General features: G+C 71.7%; 12 protein-coding genes. 9 read left to right on the top strand and 3 right to left on the bottom strand.

Translation table 11 applies throughout. The annotated features are described in order from the left end of the window. Positions 1–33 precede the first annotated feature (33 nt). From ACPXCS_RS09465 to hflX, 5 genes are all read left to right on the top strand, one after another. Entirely contained in the window at positions 34–564 is a 531-nt protein-coding gene (locus ACPXCS_RS09465) for a hypothetical protein (RefSeq protein ID WP_425944976.1), read from the top strand. Between the two features lie 103 nt (positions 565–667). Continuing rightward, a complete protein-coding gene (gene dapF / locus ACPXCS_RS09460; RefSeq protein ID WP_425944918.1) occupies positions 668–1,540 on the top strand; it encodes a diaminopimelate epimerase in 873 nt (290 codons plus the stop codon). 348 nt (positions 1,541–1,888) lie between these two features. Next, positions 1,889–4,111, top strand: coding sequence for a RelA/SpoT family protein (locus tag ACPXCS_RS09455; RefSeq protein ID WP_425944917.1), 2,223 nt, complete (start codon positions 1,889–1,891; stop codon positions 4,109–4,111). Between the two features lie 130 nt (positions 4,112–4,241). Further along, positions 4,242–5,810, top strand: coding sequence for a M1 family metallopeptidase (locus tag ACPXCS_RS09450; protein ID WP_425944916.1), 1,569 nt, complete (start codon positions 4,242–4,244; stop codon positions 5,808–5,810). Positions 5,811–5,966: 156 nt separating this feature from the next. Further along, positions 5,967–7,460, top strand: a complete 1,494-nt coding sequence (hflX, locus tag ACPXCS_RS09445; protein WP_425944915.1) for a GTPase HflX — start codon at positions 5,967–5,969, stop codon at positions 7,458–7,460. 132 nt (positions 7,461–7,592) lie between these two features. Here the strand turns inward: hflX and ACPXCS_RS09440 are convergent, their stop codons facing one another. Then, complete coding sequence (locus tag ACPXCS_RS09440; RefSeq protein ID WP_425944914.1) at positions 7,593–8,798, bottom strand: trypsin-like serine peptidase; 1,206 nt, start codon at positions 8,796–8,798, stop codon at positions 7,593–7,595. Positions 8,799–9,118: 320 nt separating this feature from the next. Further along, the gene (locus tag ACPXCS_RS09435; protein ID WP_425944913.1) at positions 9,119–10,342 is read right to left on the bottom strand and encodes a trypsin-like serine peptidase; all 1,224 of its coding nucleotides are present in this window, start codon (positions 10,340–10,342) and stop codon (positions 9,119–9,121) included. A gap of 466 nt (positions 10,343–10,808) precedes the next feature. Between ACPXCS_RS09435 and ACPXCS_RS09430 the strand changes: the two genes are divergently transcribed. From ACPXCS_RS09430 to ACPXCS_RS09415, 4 genes are all read left to right on the top strand, one after another. Then, complete coding sequence (locus tag ACPXCS_RS09430; protein WP_425944912.1) at positions 10,809–12,179, top strand: aminotransferase class III-fold pyridoxal phosphate-dependent enzyme; 1,371 nt, start codon at positions 10,809–10,811, stop codon at positions 12,177–12,179. A gap of 106 nt (positions 12,180–12,285) precedes the next feature. After that, positions 12,286–14,319 (top strand): IucA/IucC family protein, encoded by a 2,034-nt coding sequence (locus ACPXCS_RS09425; protein WP_425944911.1) that lies wholly within the window; start codon positions 12,286–12,288, stop codon positions 14,317–14,319. Positions 14,320–14,598: 279 nt separating this feature from the next. Further along, positions 14,599–15,438, top strand: a complete 840-nt coding sequence (locus ACPXCS_RS09420; RefSeq protein WP_425944910.1) for a GNAT family N-acetyltransferase — start codon at positions 14,599–14,601, stop codon at positions 15,436–15,438. 291 nt (positions 15,439–15,729) lie between these two features. Continuing rightward, the gene (locus ACPXCS_RS09415) at positions 15,730–17,709 is read left to right on the top strand and encodes an ATP-dependent DNA helicase (protein ID WP_425944909.1); all 1,980 of its coding nucleotides are present in this window, start codon (positions 15,730–15,732) and stop codon (positions 17,707–17,709) included. 209 nt (positions 17,710–17,918) lie between these two features. Here ACPXCS_RS09415 and lexA read toward each other — a convergent pair whose 3' ends face one another. Then, entirely contained in the window at positions 17,919–18,698 is a 780-nt protein-coding gene (gene lexA / locus ACPXCS_RS09410) for a transcriptional repressor LexA (RefSeq protein WP_171145262.1), read from the bottom strand. Between the last annotated feature and the right edge of the window lie 329 nt (positions 18,699–19,027).

Below are 19,027 nucleotides of genomic sequence, written 5' to 3'. Positions count from 1 at the left end.
CGAGTTGAGTCCTAGTTGGGAGGGCGCGTGGCGATGGAGGCCGGCCCTCGCGACACCGCACAAAGCACCGATCACATCACCGCCGAGCGGGACGTGCCGGAGCACCAGGACGCGCTGGAGCACCAGGACGGACCGGAGCAGGAGACGGACCGCCTCAGCTCCGACGGGCCCGACGAGACGCCGAGTGTGACGGACGACGGACCCGAGCCCGACGAGATGTTCGCGGACGAGGTCGAGGTCGAGCTGCGCCCGCAACGCCGGCTGCGGCTCTGGCAGCTCGCGCCCATCGTGGGTCTCGCGGCGCTCGGTTCCCTGATGTTCGCCTTCCCGCTCGCCTTCGACTTCGGCGACAGCGGTGCCGTCATCGCCATGCTCGGCCTGCTGATCTGCTCCTGCGCGGCCGGCTGGGGCATGATGGCCGCCCGTCGCGTCGGCTACACCTGGCCCGGCCTCCCGGCCAAGGGTTCCGGCCGCAGACCGGACTGGCGGGTCGTCGTCGCGTACGCGGTGATGGTGGCCGCGGTGGTCGTCCTGGCCGTGTGGCGGGTGGCCCGGCTCCGCTGAAGGCGCCCCGGCGCCCCGTCGGGTGCCGAGGACCTGCCGGCCCGTGGCCGCACGCCGCCACCACCCCGGCCCCGCCCCGTGGCGCGCGCCGTACGATCGGTGCATGAGCACGCGGATCGCCTTCCTCAAGGGTCACGGCACCGAGAACGACTTCGTGATCGTCCCGGACCCCGAGAACGTCATCGACCTGCCCCCGGCCGCCGTCGCCGCCCTGTGCGACCGCCGCGCGGGCATCGGCGGTGACGGACTGCTGCACGTGGTGCGGTCCGCCGCGCACCCCGAGGCCGCGGACATGGCGGCCGAGGCGGAGTGGTTCATGGACTACCGCAACGGCGACGGTTCGGTCGCCGAGATGTGCGGCAACGGCGTGCGCGTCTTCGCGCGCTACCTCCAGCGCGCCGGTCACGTGACCGAGGGGGACCTCGCGGTCGCCACCCGGGGCGGTGTGAAGACCGTGCACCTCGCCAAGGACGGTGACGTCACCGTCGGCATGGGCCGGGCACTGCTCCCCGAGGACGGCGTCACCGTGAGTGTCGGCGAGCGCAGCTGGCCCGCGCGGAACGTCAACATGGGGAACCCGCACGCGGTCGCCTTCGTCGACGACCTGGCGCACGCCGGTGACCTGTACGCCCCGCCGCCCGTCAGCCCGGCCTCCGTCTACCCGGACGGGGTGAACGTCGAGTTCGTCGTCGACCGCGGCCCCCGGCACGTCGCGCTGCGCGTGCACGAGCGCGGCTCGGGAGAGACCCGCTCGTGCGGCACGGGCGCGTGCGCGGTCGCCGTGGCCGCCGCGCGCCGCGACGGCACGGACCCCGCGGCCACCGGCACGCCGGTCACGTACACCGTGGACGTCCCCGGCGGCACCCTCGTGATCACCGAGCGGCCCGACGGCGAGATCGAGATGACCGGCCCGGCGGTGATCGTGGCCGAGGGCGAGATCGACGCGCAGTGGCTGGACGCCGCCACACGAGGGTGAGCTGGTACCGCTACCCGGAGTGAGCCGGTACCGCCACCCGGGGTGAGCCGCACCACTACCTGGGGGCGTGCCCGCGCCACCGCTCTGGAGGCGCCTCGACCCGAAACCGCCGTAGGGAACCGGCCACTTGGCGGGAACACGACCATTCGAGTCACCATGCATGACGGTGCAAACCTCACATTCGTCCCTCGAATGGGTGATCAGTTTCACGCTCGGCGAGAGGCGGTCAGCCACGCGTGGTGGGCTCGATAGCATCAAGCACCGGCCCGGACGGGGGACCGAAGCCGCCCCCTGAGCCGTGTCCGCCCTGGGGCACCCGTCCGCCGGTTGACGCAGCCGGAGGTGCCCATGAGTGCGGAGGCCACGAATCCCGTGACCCCAGGCCCGATGCCGGGCGCGGTGTCGGGGCCGGTGATGCCGACAGCGCCGCGCAGAAAGGCCCGCCCCCGGATCGACCTGCGGCGCCTCGGCAGAGCCGCGCTGCTCGGCCCCGCCGCCCGCGACCGGCTGCCCGACGCCATCGGCCACGTCGTCGAGGCCCACCGCGCCCACCACCCCGACGCGGACCTCGACCCCCTGCGCCGCGCCTACGTCCTCGCCGAGTCCTCGCACCGCGGCCAGATGCGCAAGAGTGGCGAGCCGTACATCACGCACCCCCTGGCCGTGACGCTGATCCTCGCCGAACTGGGCGCGGAGACCACGACGTTGACCGCGTCCCTGCTCCACGACACCGTCGAGGACACGGATGTGACGCTCGACCAGGTACGCGAGCAGTTCGGCGAGGAGGTGCGCTACCTCGTCGACGGCGTCACCAAGCTGGAGAAGGTCGACTACGGCGCCGCCGCCGAGCCCGAGACGTTCCGCAAGATGCTCGTCGCCACGGGCAACGACGTCCGCGTCATGTCGATCAAACTCGCCGACCGGCTGCACAACATGCGCACCCTCGGCGTCATGCGCCCCGAGAAACAGGAGCGCATCGCGAAGGTGACACGTGACGTGCTCATCCCGCTCGCCGAACGGCTCGGTGTCCAGGCGCTCAAGACCGAGCTCGAGGACCTGGTCTTCGCGATCCTGCACCCCGAGGAGTACGCGCACACCAGGGAGTTGATCGTCCGCAACGCCGACCGCGCCGACGACCCGCTCGCCGAGGTCGCCGACGAGGTGCGTGCCGTACTGCGCGAGGCGGGCATCACCGCCGAAGTCCTCATCCGCCCCCGCCACTTCGTCTCCGTGCACCGCGTCTCCCGCAAACGCGGCCGGCTCCGCGGCTCCGACTTCGGCCGCGTACTGGTCCTGGTCGGCGAGGACGCCGACTGCTACGGCGTCCTGGGCGAGCTGCACACCTGCATGACTCCGGTGGTCTCGGAGTTCAAGGACTTCATCGCCGTACCGAAGTTCAACCTGTACCAGTCGCTGCACACGGCCGTCGCCCGTGAGGACGGCCAGGTCGTCGAAGTCCTCATCCGCACCCACCAGATGCACAAGGTCGCCGAGGCCGGAGTCGTCGCCCTCGGCAACCCGTACGCGCCGGCCCCCGACGACCCGGCCGACGGCGAGCGCGTCGACCCCACCCGCCCCGGCTGGCTCTCCCGGCTCCTCGACTGGCAGGAGGCGGCGCCCGACCCCGACCACTTCTGGTCGACCCTGCGCGAGGACCTCGCCCAGGACCGCGAGATCACCGTCTTCCGGCCCGACGGCGGCACGATCGGCCTGCCCGAGGGAGCGACCTGCGTGGACGCCGCGTACGCCCAGTACGGGGAGGACGCGCACGCCTGTATCGGCGCCCGGGTCAACGGCCGCCTGGCGACGCTGTCCACGGTGCTGCGCGACGGCGACACCGTCCAGCTCCTCATGGGCCAGGACCCGGCTTCCGAGCCCTCCAGGGAGTGGCTGGAGCACGCCCACACCCCCGCGGCCCGGATCGCCATCCAGCGGTGGCTGGCCGCCCACCCGGCCCAGGCCGAGGCCCAGGCCGAGGCCCAGGCCCAGGCGAACGAGGCCCGGACCGCCGGGACCGACCGGCCCTCCGGGGACCGTGCGACCGCGCCCCGCCCCGCCGACCCGTCCGGCACGGACGCACCGGCCGCCGCCACCTCCGGGCAGCCCGGCACCCGCCCCGCCGACGGCGACGTCCTCACGGACCGGCCGGGCGCGACCGTACGGCTCGCACGGTGCTGCACGCCCGTACCGCCCGACGGGATCACCGGCTTCGCCGTACGCGGGGGAGCGGTCACGGTGCACCGCGTCGAGTGCCCGGCGGTGGCGCGCATGAGGGACGGGGGGCGTGAGGAGATCGGCGTGCGCTGGGGTGAGGCCACCGAGTGCCGGGTCACGCTGGTCGCCGAATCGTTCGTCCGTCCCCATCTGCTCGCCGATCTCACCGAGGCCATGGCCCTCGAAGGCGCCGAGATCGTCTCCGCCACCGTCGAACCTCCGACCCAGCAGCAGGTCCGGCACACCTACACCGTGCAGCTCCCGGACGCGGCCCACCTGCCCGCCCTGATGCGCGCGATGCGGAACGTGGCCGGGGTGTACGACGTGAGCCGGGCACAGCCGCAGCCGCAGCCGTAGACGCATCCGTACCCGTACTGCAGACGCGGGGTGCCTGAGCGGCAGGCGGCGCAGGGCCCGGTCCCCGGTTCGGGTGGGCCGGACGCGCGCCGCCCGTGGCGCGCCCGCGCGCGCTGATAGCCGTGAGGACATGCCCCTCACCAGTCACACCAGCCACGCCCGCCTCCCGGGTGTCCGTCCCCCTCGGGCCGGTCGCAGCCGTGGCCGGCGGACGTCCGCCGCCCTGCTCGCCTCGGCCGTCTCCGTATGCCTCCTCGCCGCGAGCGCCCCCGCCGTCCCCCTCGGCGTCGGCGACCGCCTCTTCCCGTACCTGGGCAACCCCGGCTACGACGTCGCCTCGTACGACCTGTCCTTCACCTACCCGGGCACGAACAGCGAGCCGCTGCGGGCCGTCACCACGATCGACGCCTGGACCACCGCGGACCTGGACCGGATCAACCTGGACTTCGCCCACGGCAAGGTCGACTCCGTCGAGGTCGACGGCGACCCCGCGAGGTTCCGCACCGCCGGCGAGGACCTGGTGATCACCCCCGAGGACTCCGTGTCGGACGACAGGTGGATGCGGATCACCGTGCGCCACACCAGCGACCCCGTGCCCGCCGAGGGCCGCGAAGGCGGCTGGGTGCGCACCGGGGACGGCCTCGCCATGGCCAACCAGGCCGACGCCGCGCACCTGGTCTTCCCGTGCAACGACCACCCCTCCGACAAGGCCATGTTCACCATCCGGGTCACCGCGCCGGACGGCCACACGGCCGTGGCCAACGGTCTGCCCGCCGGGGTGGACCGGTCCGGCGGGAAGACCACCTGGACGTACCGCACCCGGCACCCCATGGCCACCGAGCTCACCCAGGTCTCCATCGGCCGCTCCACGGTGCTGCACCGCACCGGCCCGCACGGCCTGCCCGTGCGGGACGTCGTCCCCTCCCGGTACCGCGAGGCGCTGGAGCCGTGGCTGGAGAAGACACCCGCGCAGATCGCCTGGATGGAGAACAAGGTCGGCCGCTACCCCTTCGAGACCTACGGTGTCCTCGCGGCCGACGCCTCCACCGGCTTCGAACTGGAGACCCAGACGCTCTCCCTCTTCGAACGGGAGCTGTTCACCGAGCCGGTCTACCCCGCCTGGTACGTCGAGTCGATCATGGTCCATGAGCTGGCCCACCAGTGGTTCGGCGACAGCGTGACCCCCCGCACCTGGTCCGACCTGTGGCTCAACGAGGGACACGCCACCTGGTACGAGGCCCTCTACGCCGAGGAGCAGGCCGGCAAGCCCCTGCGGGACCGGATGAAGCTCGCGTACGCGGCCTCCGACCGCTGGCGCGCGACCGGCGGACCGCCCGCCGCGCCCAAGGCACCCGAGCCCGGGCAGAAGACCGACATCTTCCGGCCCAACGTCTACGACGGCTCCGCGCTCGTCCTGTACGCCCTGCGCCAGGAGATCGGCCGCCCGGCCTTCGAGCGCCTCCAGCGCGCGTGGGTCGTCCGCCACCGGGACGGCACGGCCGGCACGCAGGACTTCGTCCGGTTGGCCGGCGAGATCTCCGGACGCGACCTGGACGGCTTCTTCCGGGGCTGGCTGTACGGAGAGAAGACCCCGCCGATGCCGGGGCACCCGGACTGGAAGCCGGAGACGCCCGTGAAGTCGGAGACACCCGCGGAGCCGGGGGCGCCCGCGAAGCCCGCGGCGGCGGGCGCGCGATAACACGGTGACGAGACGCCCCGTGCCGTGCGACCATCGTGAGGTCGGCGCGGCGCGGGACGCCGGGAATCTCCCGGAGCGCCCCTGCGTTGTGCACAGTGACGGATGAGCTGCGGCTCGTCGTCGCCGACATCGGTTTCCCAGCTACGTAAGGATCCAATGACCTCCTCTTCTTCCCCTTCCCAGGACACCAAGCGCTTCGCGCACAGCCACCCCGAGGGTCTTCGGGCCGATGCCCTGATGGAAGAGGACGTCGCCTGGAGCCACGAGATCGACGGAGAGCGGGACGGCGACCAGCTCGACCGCTCCGAGCGCGCGGCTCTGCGCCGCGTGGCGGGCCTCTCCACCGAGCTCGAGGACGTCACCGAGGTCGAGTACCGCCAGCTCCGCCTGGAGCGGGTCGTGCTCGTCGGCGTCTGGACCTCGGGAACCGCCCAGGACGCGGAGAACTCCCTCGCGGAGCTCGCGGCCCTCGCCGAGACGGCGGGCGCGCTGGTGCTCGACGGCGTGATCCAGCGCCGCGACAAGCCCGACGCGGCCACCTACATCGGCTCCGGCAAGGCCGAGGAGCTGCGGGACATCGTCCTCGACTCCGGCGCGGACACCGTCATCTGCGACGGTGAGCTCAGCCCGGGCCAGCTCATCCACCTCGAAGACGTCGTCAAGGTCAAGGTCATCGACCGTACGGCCCTGATCCTGGACATCTTCGCCCAGCACGCCAAGTCCCGAGAGGGCAAGGCGCAGGTCGCGCTCGCGCAGATGCAGTACATGCTGCCGAGGCTCCGCGGCTGGGGTCAGTCGCTGTCCCGTCAGATGGGCGGCGGCAAGGGCGGCGGCCTCGCCACCCGTGGTCCCGGTGAGACCAAGATCGAGACGGACCGGCGGCGGATCCGCGAGAAGATGGCGAAGATGCGCCGGGAGATCGCGGAGATGAAGACCGGCCGCGAGATCAAGCGCCAGGAGCGCAAGCGCAACAAGGTGCCGTCCGTCGCCATCGCGGGCTACACCAACGCCGGAAAGTCCTCGCTGCTCAACCGCCTCACGGGCGCGGGCGTGCTGGTCGAGAACGCCCTGTTCGCGACCCTCGACCCGACCGTGCGCCGGGCCGAGACCCCGAGCGGACGGCTGTACACCCTGGCCGACACGGTCGGGTTCGTGCGCCATCTGCCGCACCACCTGGTCGAGGCGTTCCGCTCCACGATGGAGGAGGTCGGCGAGTCCGACCTGATCCTGCACGTGGTGGACGGTTCGCACCCGAACCCGGAGGAGCAGCTGGCCGCCGTGCGCGAGGTGATCAGGGACGTCGGCGCCACCGGCGTGCCCGAGATCGTCGTGATCAACAAGGCGGACGCGGCCGACCCGCTGACGCTGCAGCGGCTGCTGCGCGTCGAGAAGCGGTCCATGGCCGTCTCGGCCCGCACCGGCCAGGGCATCGAGGAACTCCTCGCGCTCATCGACAACGAGCTGCCGCGTCCCTCGGTCGAGATCGAGGCGCTCGTGCCGTACACGCACGGCAAGCTGGTCGCCCGTGCCCACGACGAGGGCGACGTAATCTCCGAGGAGCACACCCCGGAGGGCACGCTGCTCAAGGTGCGGGTGCACGAGGAACTGGCGGCGGAACTCACGCCGTACGTTCCGGCGTCGCTCGCCTGACCGACGCGCAGATCGTAGAAAAGGCCCGTCCCCGATCAGATCGGGGACGGGCCTTCTCCATGGGCATTCATGGGTCCGGGTCAGCGGCCGTTCTGCATGGTGCGGGTCAGCGGCCGTTCTGCATGGTGCGGGTCAGCGGCCGCCGTAGGTCTTGCTCATGTTCTGGTAGAGCGCCTCGGCGTCCCGGCCCAGCTGCGGACCCGCCAGCCAGGTGTTGTCGGCCGGACCGATCGAGGTGTTGGAAACCAGCACGGACTTGCCGTTCAGCACCCGGAACCAGCCGCCGCCGGACGAGCCGCCGGTCATGGTGCAGCCGATGCGGTACATCGTCGGCAGGCTCGTGCTGAGCGAGAACCGGCCCGGGACGTCGACGCACTTGAACATCTTCAGGCCGTTGTAGGGCGGAGCGGCCGGGTAGCCCCAGGCGCCCATCTCGGCGGCCTCGGCGGCCGACGGTGCGCTGAAGTCCACGTCCAGCGCGGCGCCGACGGTCTCCTCCAGCGACTTCGCCCCCTGCTCGGGCTTGACGTGCAGCACCGCGTAGTCGTACGCGGCCCCGTCACCGCCCGTCTCCGAACCGCCCTGGATCCACTGGTTCGACGTCGAGGCCCAGTCCGCCCACCAGTTGCCGTACGGGGCGATCTCCGCCGGGTTCGCGTTGCTCAGCTCGGCGTCGGACTTGCCGAGGTCGTTGTAGGCCGGGACGAACACGATGTTGCGGAACCAGCCGCCGTTGCCGCCGGCGTGCACACAGTGGCCCGCCGTCCACACCAGGTTGGACCTGCCCGGGTGGTTGACGTCCTTGATCACCGTGCCGGAGCAGACCGCCGGGCCGTCCGGGGAGTCGAAGAAGACCTTCCCGACCGGCGCCGCGTTGCGGTGGTAGGGCGTCTTCTCGGCCTGCGCGCTCACCGGCGCCGGGTCCGGGTCGCTGACGCCCTGGCCGGCCGCGGCGTCCTTGGTCGTGACCGTCTTGTTCGCCTCTTCCGCGGACTGCATCCGCTCCGGCTTCCACAAGCCCTCGATCACCGGGTTGACGAAGTCCTTGGCCTCACTGAGCCACTGGTCGCGGTCCCAGTTCTTCCAGCCGCCGTCCTTCCACTTGTCCACGTCGATCCCGTGCTCCTTGAGCCTGCCCGCGAGGTCGGCCGGGATCTTGACCTTGCCGCCACCGGCGGCGTCCGCCGACTGCGACGCGGTGGCGTCGGGCTTGTCGCTCGCCGAGTCCGCCGAACCGCCACAGGCGGTCGCGGTGAGCGCCAGGGCGGCGACGAGCCCGGTGGCGGCGAGGACGGTGCGCCGCCCGCGCCTCGGTGCGGGCGCATGTGTGGAACGCATGGTGCGATGACCCCCGTTGATGCGTACGTCAGTGGTGCTGTGCGTTTTCTGTCTGGTCTGGTCCGGTCGCTGCGCTGCGCTGCGCTGCGCTGCGCTGCGCTGCGCTGCGGTGGCGTGCCGGAGTGTGTGCATGGCTGGGTGCCGTGCATGCCGTACGTGCCGTGCACGCCCGCGCCGGGCCCGGATCGACACCCCACTATGCCCGGGGAGTCGAGGGCGAACCGGGGTGGGGCGGTGAAGGTTTCCGCGAGCCGGCGGGCCCGTGTACCGGGGTGCTCCACCGATGCTCGGGTCGGGCCCGCCCCTCCGTCGCGCGCGGCCTACTGGCCCGCGAACTTCCCGCTGACCGAGTCGAACACGCCCTCGGCGACCTCGCCCAGGCGCGGACCGGCCAGCCAGCCCGAGGTCACCGGGCCGATCGAGGTGTTGGACACCAGGGCCGGCCTGCCGTCCGAGCCGGTCGCGACCCAGCCGCCGCCGGACGAACCCCCGGTCATGGTGCAGCCGATGCGGTACATCGTCGGGTCCGACGCCGTGATCGACAGCCGCCCCGGCCGGTCCTCGCACCGGTACAGCTTCTGCCCGTCGTACGGAGGCGCAGCCGGGTAGCCGATCGCCGTGACGCTCTCGACCTGCGGCACCGCGGGAGCCTTGAAGTCGACCGGCAGCGCCGCACCGACCGTCTCCTCCAGCGACTTGCCGCCGCTGCCCTTCTCCGGCGTCACATGGATGACCGCGAAGTCGTACGGCGCGCCGTCGCCCCCGGTCGAACCGCCCTTCTCGATCCACTGGTCCGAGGTCTGCGCCCAGTCACCCCACCAGACCCCGTAGGGAGCGACGTCCTCGCGGGTGGCGTTCTCCAGCTCCTGGACCGACTTGCCGGCGTCGTTGTACGACGGCACGAACGCGATGTTGCGGTACCAGCCGCCCTTCTTGCCCGCGTGCACGCAGTGGCCCGCCGTCCACACCAGGTTGGACTTGCCCGGGTGCGCGGGGTCCTTCACGACCGTCGCCGAGCAGACGGCCGAGCCCTTGGGGGAGTCGAAGAACACCTTGCCCGCCGTGGGCGCGGCAGCGTGGTACGACGGCTGCACGGCCCGCGCCCGGACCGGCTGCGGCGTCGGATCGGTGACGCCCTGGTCGCCGGAGAGGTCGGTCTCGTCGACGCCCTGATCGGGCTCCTCCGCCTCCCGCATCCGGTCCGGGTTCCACAGGCCCTCGATGATCGGGTTGACGTACTCGTGGGCCTCGCGCAGCCAGTCGTCCCGGTCCCAGTTCTTCCAGGCGCCGTCCTTCCACTTGTCTATGTCGATCCCGTGCTCGCGGAGCCGGTCCCTGATGTCGTCCGGGATCCGGAGCTTGCCGTCGTCCGAGGCGGTGGCGGACGCCGAGGCCTCCCCGCTCGCCGCGGTGTCCCCCGAGTCGCAGGCGGTGGCGGTCAGGGCGAGCGCCGAGGCGAGGGCCATGGCGGCCAGCACGGGGGAGTTGCCGCGGCGCGCCCTCCCCTCTCGGCGTGTGGTGGACGACGGCCGGATGGATCGCATGATCTGACTCCCCCTGATGGTGACGAACGTGGACGAAACCGGTCCCTCGGCCCTTCGATTCCGCTGCTGCACGGGGACTTCGGGCCGACTCACCGCGTCCGGGAACGGCACCACACACTATGCGGTGGCTGTGGGGGAGGCCCGACGGAACAGCAACAGTTCCGTCACGGAAAGGATCTTGAGGCAACCCGTAACCCGGTGAGCGGTCCGGGGTTGGTAGCGGTGGGGGGTCTGCTGTCTGTGCGCGGTCCCTGGTGCCCGTGCCCAGTGGGAGGTCAGGGAAGTCGTGGCGGAATCCGTCCTTGGGGGTTGTGCGTCAGAGGAGGCCGCTGTGGGGCATGCCCAGCTGAAGACCCTCTCCGGTGGTCCCGTCGCCGATACCGCGTCGGAAGCGGACGAGGGCGTCCCACGAGGGGGCGGTGGAGTCCCGCGGGTGGGTGGGGGCGCGCTGGGTGTCGATGAGGGCGTGCCGGGAGCGCGCCTCACGCGGGACGGACTCCTGCGGCGTCAGTCCGCCCGCGACTCCGCCGCCCGGACCTACACCCGTGCCCTGCCCATCGTGCCGGTGCGGGCGCGTGGCATGACGATCGAGGGCGCGGACGGCCGCCGTTATCTGGACTGTCTCTCGGGCGCGGGCGCCCTCGCCCTCGGGCACAACCACCCCGTCGTCCTGGAAGCCATCCGCAGGGTCCTCGACTCGGGCGCACCCCTGAACGCGCTCGACCTCGCGACCCCCGTCAAGGACGCCTTCGTCACCGAACTCTTCAGTACCCTGCCCCCCGGACTCGCCGACCGGGCCCGCGTACGCTTCTGCGGCCCGACCGGGAGCGACGCGGTGCAGACGGCTTACGAGCTGGTCCGCGCAGCGACAGCGACAGGGCGGACCGGCTTCGAGGCTCAGGAGGACGCAGGACTTGTCCGTGTGGTCCATCCGCAGGACTGTCACGACCTGCTCCCTGCCGATGCCGCGGTGCCTCCGGCAGGAGTCCTCGTCGAAGCCGTCCAGGGCGAGGGCGTCCTCCCCGCCCCGGACGCCTGGGTGCGACGGGTACGGCAGCTCACCGCCGACCGGTCCGTCCCGCTGATCGCCGACGAGATCCAGACGGGCGTCGGGCGGACCGGCACCTTCTGGGCGATGGAGCACAGCGGTGTGACCCCGGACGTGATGGTCCTCTCCGAGGCCATCGGTGGCAGCCTGCCTCTGGCTGTCGTGGTCTACCGGGACGACCTCGACACCGGGGAACCCGGGACCCACACCGGGACCTTCCGCGGCAACCAGCTCGCCATGGCCGCGGGCACGGCGACCCTCGCCCACGTCCGTGAGAACCGCCTCGCCGAACGCGCGTCGGCCCTCGGGGCGCGCATGCTGCGCCGACTGCGCGCTGCGGCGCAGCAGTTCGCGTGCGTCGGTGCGGTGCGGGGGAGAGGGCTGATGATCGGGGTCGAGCTGGTGGACCCGGAGGGGGCGGGGGCACCGTCGGCGACGAGGGGCGGTTCTCTTCCGGAGCGTCCCACCGTGAGGGAGCAGTCTCTTCATCAGTCGGCTGTTCAGGATGCGGCAGGTCAGGATTCGGCCGTCCAGGAAGCTGCTGCTCCCGTTCCGGCCGCCTCCCAACTGGCCGCCATGGTCCAGCGGGAGTGCCTTCGACGCGGGCTCATCGTCGGACTCGGCGGCCGCCATGCGAATGTCGTGCGGCTGTTGCCGCCCCTGACGATCACCGACGAGCAGGCAGCCGCCGTACTGGACCGCCTGACCGACGCCATTCGGGCGGCGGCGAGCTGCCCGGGAGTCACAGCGCGGCAGCGAGGTGGTGCAGCGCATCGTGCCCTGCCGTGAGGCCTCAAGTCCGGGCGCTCACGAGCCTCTTCGGGGCGAGCCCTGCCCCCGCTTCCGGCCCATGCCGGTCCAGACGATCCGCACCACCCCCCTCCGAGGTCCTCCTTTGAACGCCACGCCCACCTCCACGCCCGACGACCACACCACCGTTGGGGAAGGAACCCCCGCCGACACTCAGCTGCCCGGGGAATCGGTGGCCTCGATGGCGTCCGTGGCATCGGTTGCGTCGGCCGAATCGGCGCCGTCGGCGGTGCCTCTCCCGCGGCTTGAGGCCGCACGGCCCGGCCGGGGGACGGACGGAGGTGAATCTGCCACCGACCCCTTGGGGCATCCGGACCCGTATCTCGTCGCTCACTACGCAGCCGTGGAGACCTTGCTGCGCTGCTGGGTCCGCGAAACCGACCAGCCTCCTCCCTCCGATGGCGTCCTCCGAATCCCCCTTCCCGCCAGCGGCACAACCCTCCTCGCTCCGGTTCGCTACTGGTCCCCGACAGGCTGGCACCGCTTCGGTCTCCCTCGCCTCGCCGACGCGCCCGATGACGCCCCACCGGTCGACGCCGTGCTGGTAGCCGCCCTGCTCACCCGGGAGGGTCCGGCTGTCGGATCTGCCCCGGGCGGCGTCTCCGACGCCCAGGCCGGCGCTGTCGCGTCGGGCCGTGACGACGGCATCGGTCTCGCCGCGGGTGTCGCCGACTCCCTCCGCCGTATCGCCACCTTCGTCAGCGACCGTCGGGAACACCCGTCCGACACCCCCGACCTCTTCCTGTCCGCGGAGCAGGCACTCCTCCTCGGACACCCCCTGCACCCGACGCCGAAGAGCCGCGAAGGTCTCTCCGAAGCCGAAGCCCGGCAGTACTCACCCGAACTGCGCGGCTTCTTCCCCCTGCACTGGATGGCTGTCGCCCCCTCCGTACTGGCCGCCGACTCCTGTTGGACCGAGCGCGGCCGCCCGGTCCCGGCCTCCGCTCTCACCGCCCGCCTGGCCGGCCCCGGACTGCCGTTGCCCGACGGCCATGCCCTGCTGCCGCTGCACCCGTGGCAGGCACGCGAGATCCGACACCGTCCCGAGGCCGCCGCCCTGTTGGACAGCGGGCAGCTCCGCGACCTCGGGCCCCATGGGGCACCCTGGCATCCCACCTCCTCCGTACGCACGGTCTACCGGCCCGGCGCCTCCGCTATGTTCAAGCTGTCCCTCGGCTTGCGCATCACCAACTCCCGTCGAGAGAACCTCCGTAAGGAACTGCACCGAGGCGTCGAGATCCATCGCCTGCTCCGCAGCGGCCTCGGGGCGAAGTGGCGGGCCGCGCACCCGTCTTTCGACATCGTGCGTGACCCGGCCTGGCTGGCTGTCGACAGGCCGGACGGCAGCCCGCTGCCAGGACTGGATGTGGTGATCCGCCACAATCCGTTCGCCCCTTCCGACGACGTCTCCTGTGTCGCAGGACTCGTCTCGCCACGTCTGTGCTCACCCCTCCGGACGGACTACGAGTCCTACCGCTCCGAGGGGCACGACCCGATCACGGCCTCCCGGCTGGCGGAACTCGTCACCGGCATCGCCCGCCGGACCGGCCGGCCCCGCGGAGCCGTCGCCACCGAGTGGTTCCTGCGCTACCTGGAGCACGTGGTGCGTCCGGTCCTGTGGCTGGACGGGGAGGCCGGCATCGCCCTGGAGGCCCACCAGCAGAACACCCTGCTCCTACTGGACGCCGACGGCTGGCCCAAGGGCGGTCGCTACCGAGACAACCAGGGCTACTACTTCCGCGAGTCCCGGCGCGCGGAGCTCGACGCGCGGCTGCCCGGCATCGGAGAGCGCAGCGACACCTTCGTCTCTGACGAGGTCGCCGACGAGCGCTTCGCGTACTACCTGGGGGCCAACAACGTGCTCGGTCTCATCGGCGCGTTCGGCTCCCAAAGGCTGGCGGACGAGCGGCTGCTGCTCGCCGCGTTCCGTCGGTTCCTCGGGACCGTCGCCTCAGGCCCGTCCCGGCTGCGCACCTCGCTGCCCGCCCGGCTGCTCGACTCACCCATGCTGCGCTGCAAGGCCAACCTGCTCACCCGGCTGCACGGCCTCGACGAACTCGTCGGCCCGGTCGACACCCAGTCCGTCTACGTCACCATCGCCAACCCCCTGCACCGTTGATCACCCTGACCTTCCTGTCCATGACCGACCTCCTTCATCCCTGAGGACACGCCCCATCCGCCTTGCTGAGAGGAGCCCTTGGTGCCTTCCGCCGACCCGTCCGCCCCTACGGGTGCCACTGCCTCTGCCGGAGCCCGTCTCCCCGCCGGACCTGATGCCGGCCTCGGCGGCGAGTCCGGGCCGGCGCACGAGCCCGGCCGCGGTGTCGTCTCTGGAGCCGGTGGCGATGCCGACCCGGGCACGGACACCGGTGAGGGCTCGGGCAGCGGCGGGTTCCGCGTGGGCATCGACGACACCGGCACTGTCGCGGACGCCGACACGGAGTACGTGGACACCGGCGTAGAAACCGATGCCGGGTACACAGACGCCGACATCGAGAACACCGACGCCGAGGACACCATGGACCTTCGGCTCCCGGACGAACTCCTGGCCCTGATCGCGGAGGAGGCGAACGAGGTAGGTGGTTCCGGGTGGGGCGGCGAGCAGGCCGCGGCGACGTCCTACGCACCCCTCACCGCACCCAGGGCCGCATCCCGCACGCCGTACGAGGACCTGCTCGATCAGGTCGCCGACTGGGGGCCGGTCAGCACCTCCGTGGGTCTGTTCCACCTCGTCACCGTGAGCGTCGAGCGCGACCTTCCGCTCATCAGCCGCTGGATGAACGACCCCGCCGCCGCGGCGTTCTGGCAACTGTCAGGCTCGCCGAGTGTGGCCGAGGACCACGTGCGGGCCCAGCTCACCGGTGACGGACGCAGCGTGCCGTGCGTCGGTGTGCTGGACGGAACGCCGATGAGTTACTGGGAGATCTACCGGGCGGATCTGGACCCGCTGGCCCGCCACTATCCCGCCCGGCCCCATGACACCGGAATCCATCTTCTGGTGGGTGCTGTGGCCGACCGAGGGCGTGGTCTTGGCAACGTACTGCTCAGGGCCGTGGCCGATCTCGTTCTGGCGCGTCGCCCCTTCTGCGCGCGCGTCATCGCGGAACCCGACATTCGCAACACCCCCTCCGTCGCCGCTTTCCTGACCGCCGGCTTCCGGTTCTCCGCCGAGGTCGACCTGCCCACCAAGCGGGCCGCCCTCATGGTCAGAGACCGATCCCTCCGGCACCTTCTGTAGCGCTGTGTCACCGCGCCATCACTCATTGAACGCGGCGCGCGCCGCCGCGGTTCCCGCAGATCGCAGAAAAATCTCGATCGCGCGCCGATCACCTGACCACATGCGGGCGCCGGCGGATCCCCTGATGCCGGCACCCCGGCGATCCACGCGCACCCGGCAGTCCGCCCACTCCCGCCTCACTCCGGCCGGCTCATCCACTCTCACCACCGAGGAGTCCACGGTCTTGATCGCGCCCCCAGCTCTCGCCTTGATCACCCGTTTGTCAGTGCTGGGTCGTAGGGTGGTCGCGCTATGACGAAGCCCTCACTCCCCGAACTCCTGCATGCTGCCGTCACTGCCGTCGGCGGTACGGAGCGTCCCGGCCAGGTGGCCATGGCCGAAGCCGTCGCGGAAGCGATCGACGACGGTTCCCACCTGCTGGTCCAGGCCGGCACCGGCACCGGCAAGTCGCTGGGTTACCTGGTGCCCGCGCTCGCGCACGGGGAGCGAGTGGTCGTGGCGACCGCCACCCTGGCCCTGCAGCGCCAGCTCGTGGAGCGCGACCTGCCGAGAACGGTCGAGTCGCTGCATCCGCTGCTGCGCCGCCGCCCGGAGTTCGCCATGCTCAAGGGCCGGTCGAACTACCTCTGCCTGCACCGCCTCCACGAGGGCGTCCCGCAGGACGAGGAGGACGGCCTCTTCGACCAGTTCGAGGCGGCAGCGCCCACCAGCAAGCTGGGGCAGGACCTGCTGCGGGTCCGTGACTGGGCCGACGAGACCGAGACGGGCGACCGTGACAACCTCACGCCCGGTATCTCCGACCGCGCCTGGGCCCAGGTGTCGGTGTCCTCGCGAGAGTGCCTGGGCGCTTCGAAGTGTGCCTACGGCGCGGAGTGCTTCGCCGAGATGGCCCGTGAGCGCGCCAAGCTCGCCGATGTCGTCGTCACCAACCACGCCCTGCTCGCGATCGACGCCATCGAGGGCGCCCCGGTCCTCCCGCAGCACGAGGTGCTGATCGTCGACGAGGCGCACGAACTGGTGTCGAGGGTCACGGGCGTCGCCACCGGAGAACTCACCCCGGGGCAGGTCAACCGCGCGGTGCGCCGTGCCGCGAAACTCGCCAACGAGAAGGCCGCGGATCAGCTGCAGACCGCCGCCGAGGGTTTCGAGCGGCTCATGGAGCTGGCCCTGCCGGGCCGCCTGGAGGAGATCCCCGAGGACCTGGGGTACGCGCTGATGGCGCTGCGCGACGCGTGCCGGACCGTCATCTCCGCGATCGGAACGACCCGCGACAAGTCCGTCCAGGACGAGGACGCGGTGCGCAAGCAGGCCCTGGCCGCCGTGGAGAACGTCCACGACGTGGCGGAGCGGATCACCAACGGCTCCGAGTGGGACGTGGTCTGGTACGAGCGCCACGACCGGTTCGGTGCATCGCTGCGCGTCGCGCCCATGTCCGTGTCGGGACTGCTGCGCGAGAAGCTCTTCGCGGACCGCTCGGTCGTCCTAACCTCCGCGACACTGAAGCTGGGCGGCGACTTCAACGGCGTAGGGGCCTCTCTGGGCCTCGCCCCGGAGGGCACCGAGGGCGACGATGTCCCGCAGTGGAAGGGCATCGACGTCGGCTCGCCCTTCGACTACCGCAAGCAGGGCATCCTGTACGTCGCCAAGCACCTGGCGCGTCCCGCCCGGGACGGCGACCGCGCGGACATGCTCGACGAGCTCACGGAGCTGATCCAGGCGGCGGGCGGTCGCACCCTGGGCCTGTTCTCCTCCATGAGGGGCGCCCAGCTGGCCGCCGAGGAGCTGCGGTCGCGGATCCCCGAGTTCCCGATCCTCCTCCAGGGCGAGGAGACGCTCGGCGAGCTCATCAAGAACTTCGCGGCCGATCCCAAGACCTGCCTGTTCGGCACACTGTCGCTGTGGCAGGGCGTGGACGTGCCCGGGCCCAGCTGCCAGCTGGTCGTCATGGACAAGATCCCGTTCCCGCGCCCGGACGACCCCCTGATGAGCGCCCGCCAGAAGGCCGTGGAGGACGCGGGCGGCAACGGGTTCATGGCGGTCGCCGCCACGCACGCGGCCCTCCTGATGGCGCAGGGAGCCGGCCGTCTCGTACGTGCGTCGGGTGACCGAGGCGTGGTCGCGGTGCTGGACCAGCGGCTGGCGACGGCTCGGTACGGCGGGTACCTGAAGGCGTCCCTGCCCGACTTCTGGTACACCACGGACCGCAACCAGGTACGGAAGTCGCTCGCGGCGATCGACGCGGTGGCCAAGCAGGCGGAAGCGGCGGAATGAACCCGGAGCCGGGCCTCGGCCTGCGGCCACGCAGCCGCAAGCCGAGCCCGAGCCCGAGCCCGAGCGCGGGCCCGAGCTGAAGGGCCGGGCTCGGCCCCGGACAGCGCAGGACCCCGGAACCGGCGCAGGGGTTCCGGGGCCCGGTCAGGGGGCAGGCCTGCTCGGCCCGCCCGACGCGGTGCGCGCTGTCGGATGCGCGGTGTGCGCTGTCAGACGCGGCGCAGTACGGCCACCACCTTGCCGAGGATGGTCGCGTCGTCGCCGGGGATTGGCTCGTACGCCGCGTTGTGCGGCAGCAGCCAGACATGGCCGTCCTCGCGCTTGAAGCGCTTGACCGTGGCCTCGCCGTCGAGCATCGCGGCCACGATGTCGCCGTTCTCGGCGACCGGCTGACGGCGGACCGTGACCCAGTCGCCGTCGCAGATCGCGGCCTCGATCATCGAGTCACCGACGACCTTCAGGACGAACAGCTCGCCGTCGCCGACGAGCTGGCGGGGCAGGGGGAAGACGTCCTCGACGGACTCCTCGGCGAGGATCGGGCCACCGGCGGCGATGCGGCCGACCAGCGGTACGTACGACGCGGCCGGCTTGCCCGCCGTGTCCGTGGGCTGCACCGAGGCGGCCTGGTCGGAACCGCGCACCTCGTAGGCGCGGGGGCGGTGCGGGTCGCGGCGCAGGAAGCCCTTGCGCTCCAGCGCCATCAGCTGGTGCGCCACCGAGGAGGTGCTGGAGAGCCCGACGGCCTGGCCGATCTCGCGCATCGACGGCGGGTAGCCGCGCCGCTGCACGGAGTCCCTGATGACCTCGATCACGCGGCGCTGGCGGTCGGTGAGGCCCGAGCTGTCCGCCCGGATGCCGGGAGGTCGGCCCGGCAGGGAGCGCTTGTGCCCCTCAGGGTTCGTGGCTTCGTTCATCGCATGCACCGGCTCCAGTCGGCCCTGGGAGCGGTCCTGGGCAGTGATGGTGGCACTGTCTGCGGTGGTGGTCACGTCGGCCCCTCTCGATGGTCTCCCTGCTAGCCAACGGTAGTTGCTTTCGAAAGGTTGCGCCAAACACACGTTCGAGTGAAAAAACGCGAATTACCGGACGCGATCGAGTGTCCGGGTGTATTGGCGGCCGGGCCACCTGGCGGACAAAAGGGCCCATTGCTGTACTCTTCACCGCCGGGGTGATCGCCTCGTGGACTGTTGCCCCAGTCTGCCATCCGGCATTCCCCTGCCCCGGGGTGAGCCCTCATCTGTGCGGGAGTCCCACGTCCCCTCCTCGCGGCGCCCACCGTATCTCCGCATGTGTCGCAGCGATACGGCCGTGCACGAAC

Origin of the sequence: Streptomyces sp. DT190, from assembly GCF_049846985.1 — a bacterium.
Taxonomy (GTDB): domain Bacteria; phylum Actinomycetota; class Actinomycetes; order Streptomycetales; family Streptomycetaceae; genus Streptomyces.
Note: the sequence above shows the minus strand (reverse complement) of the source record. Positions and strands in the feature narration are given on the sequence as shown.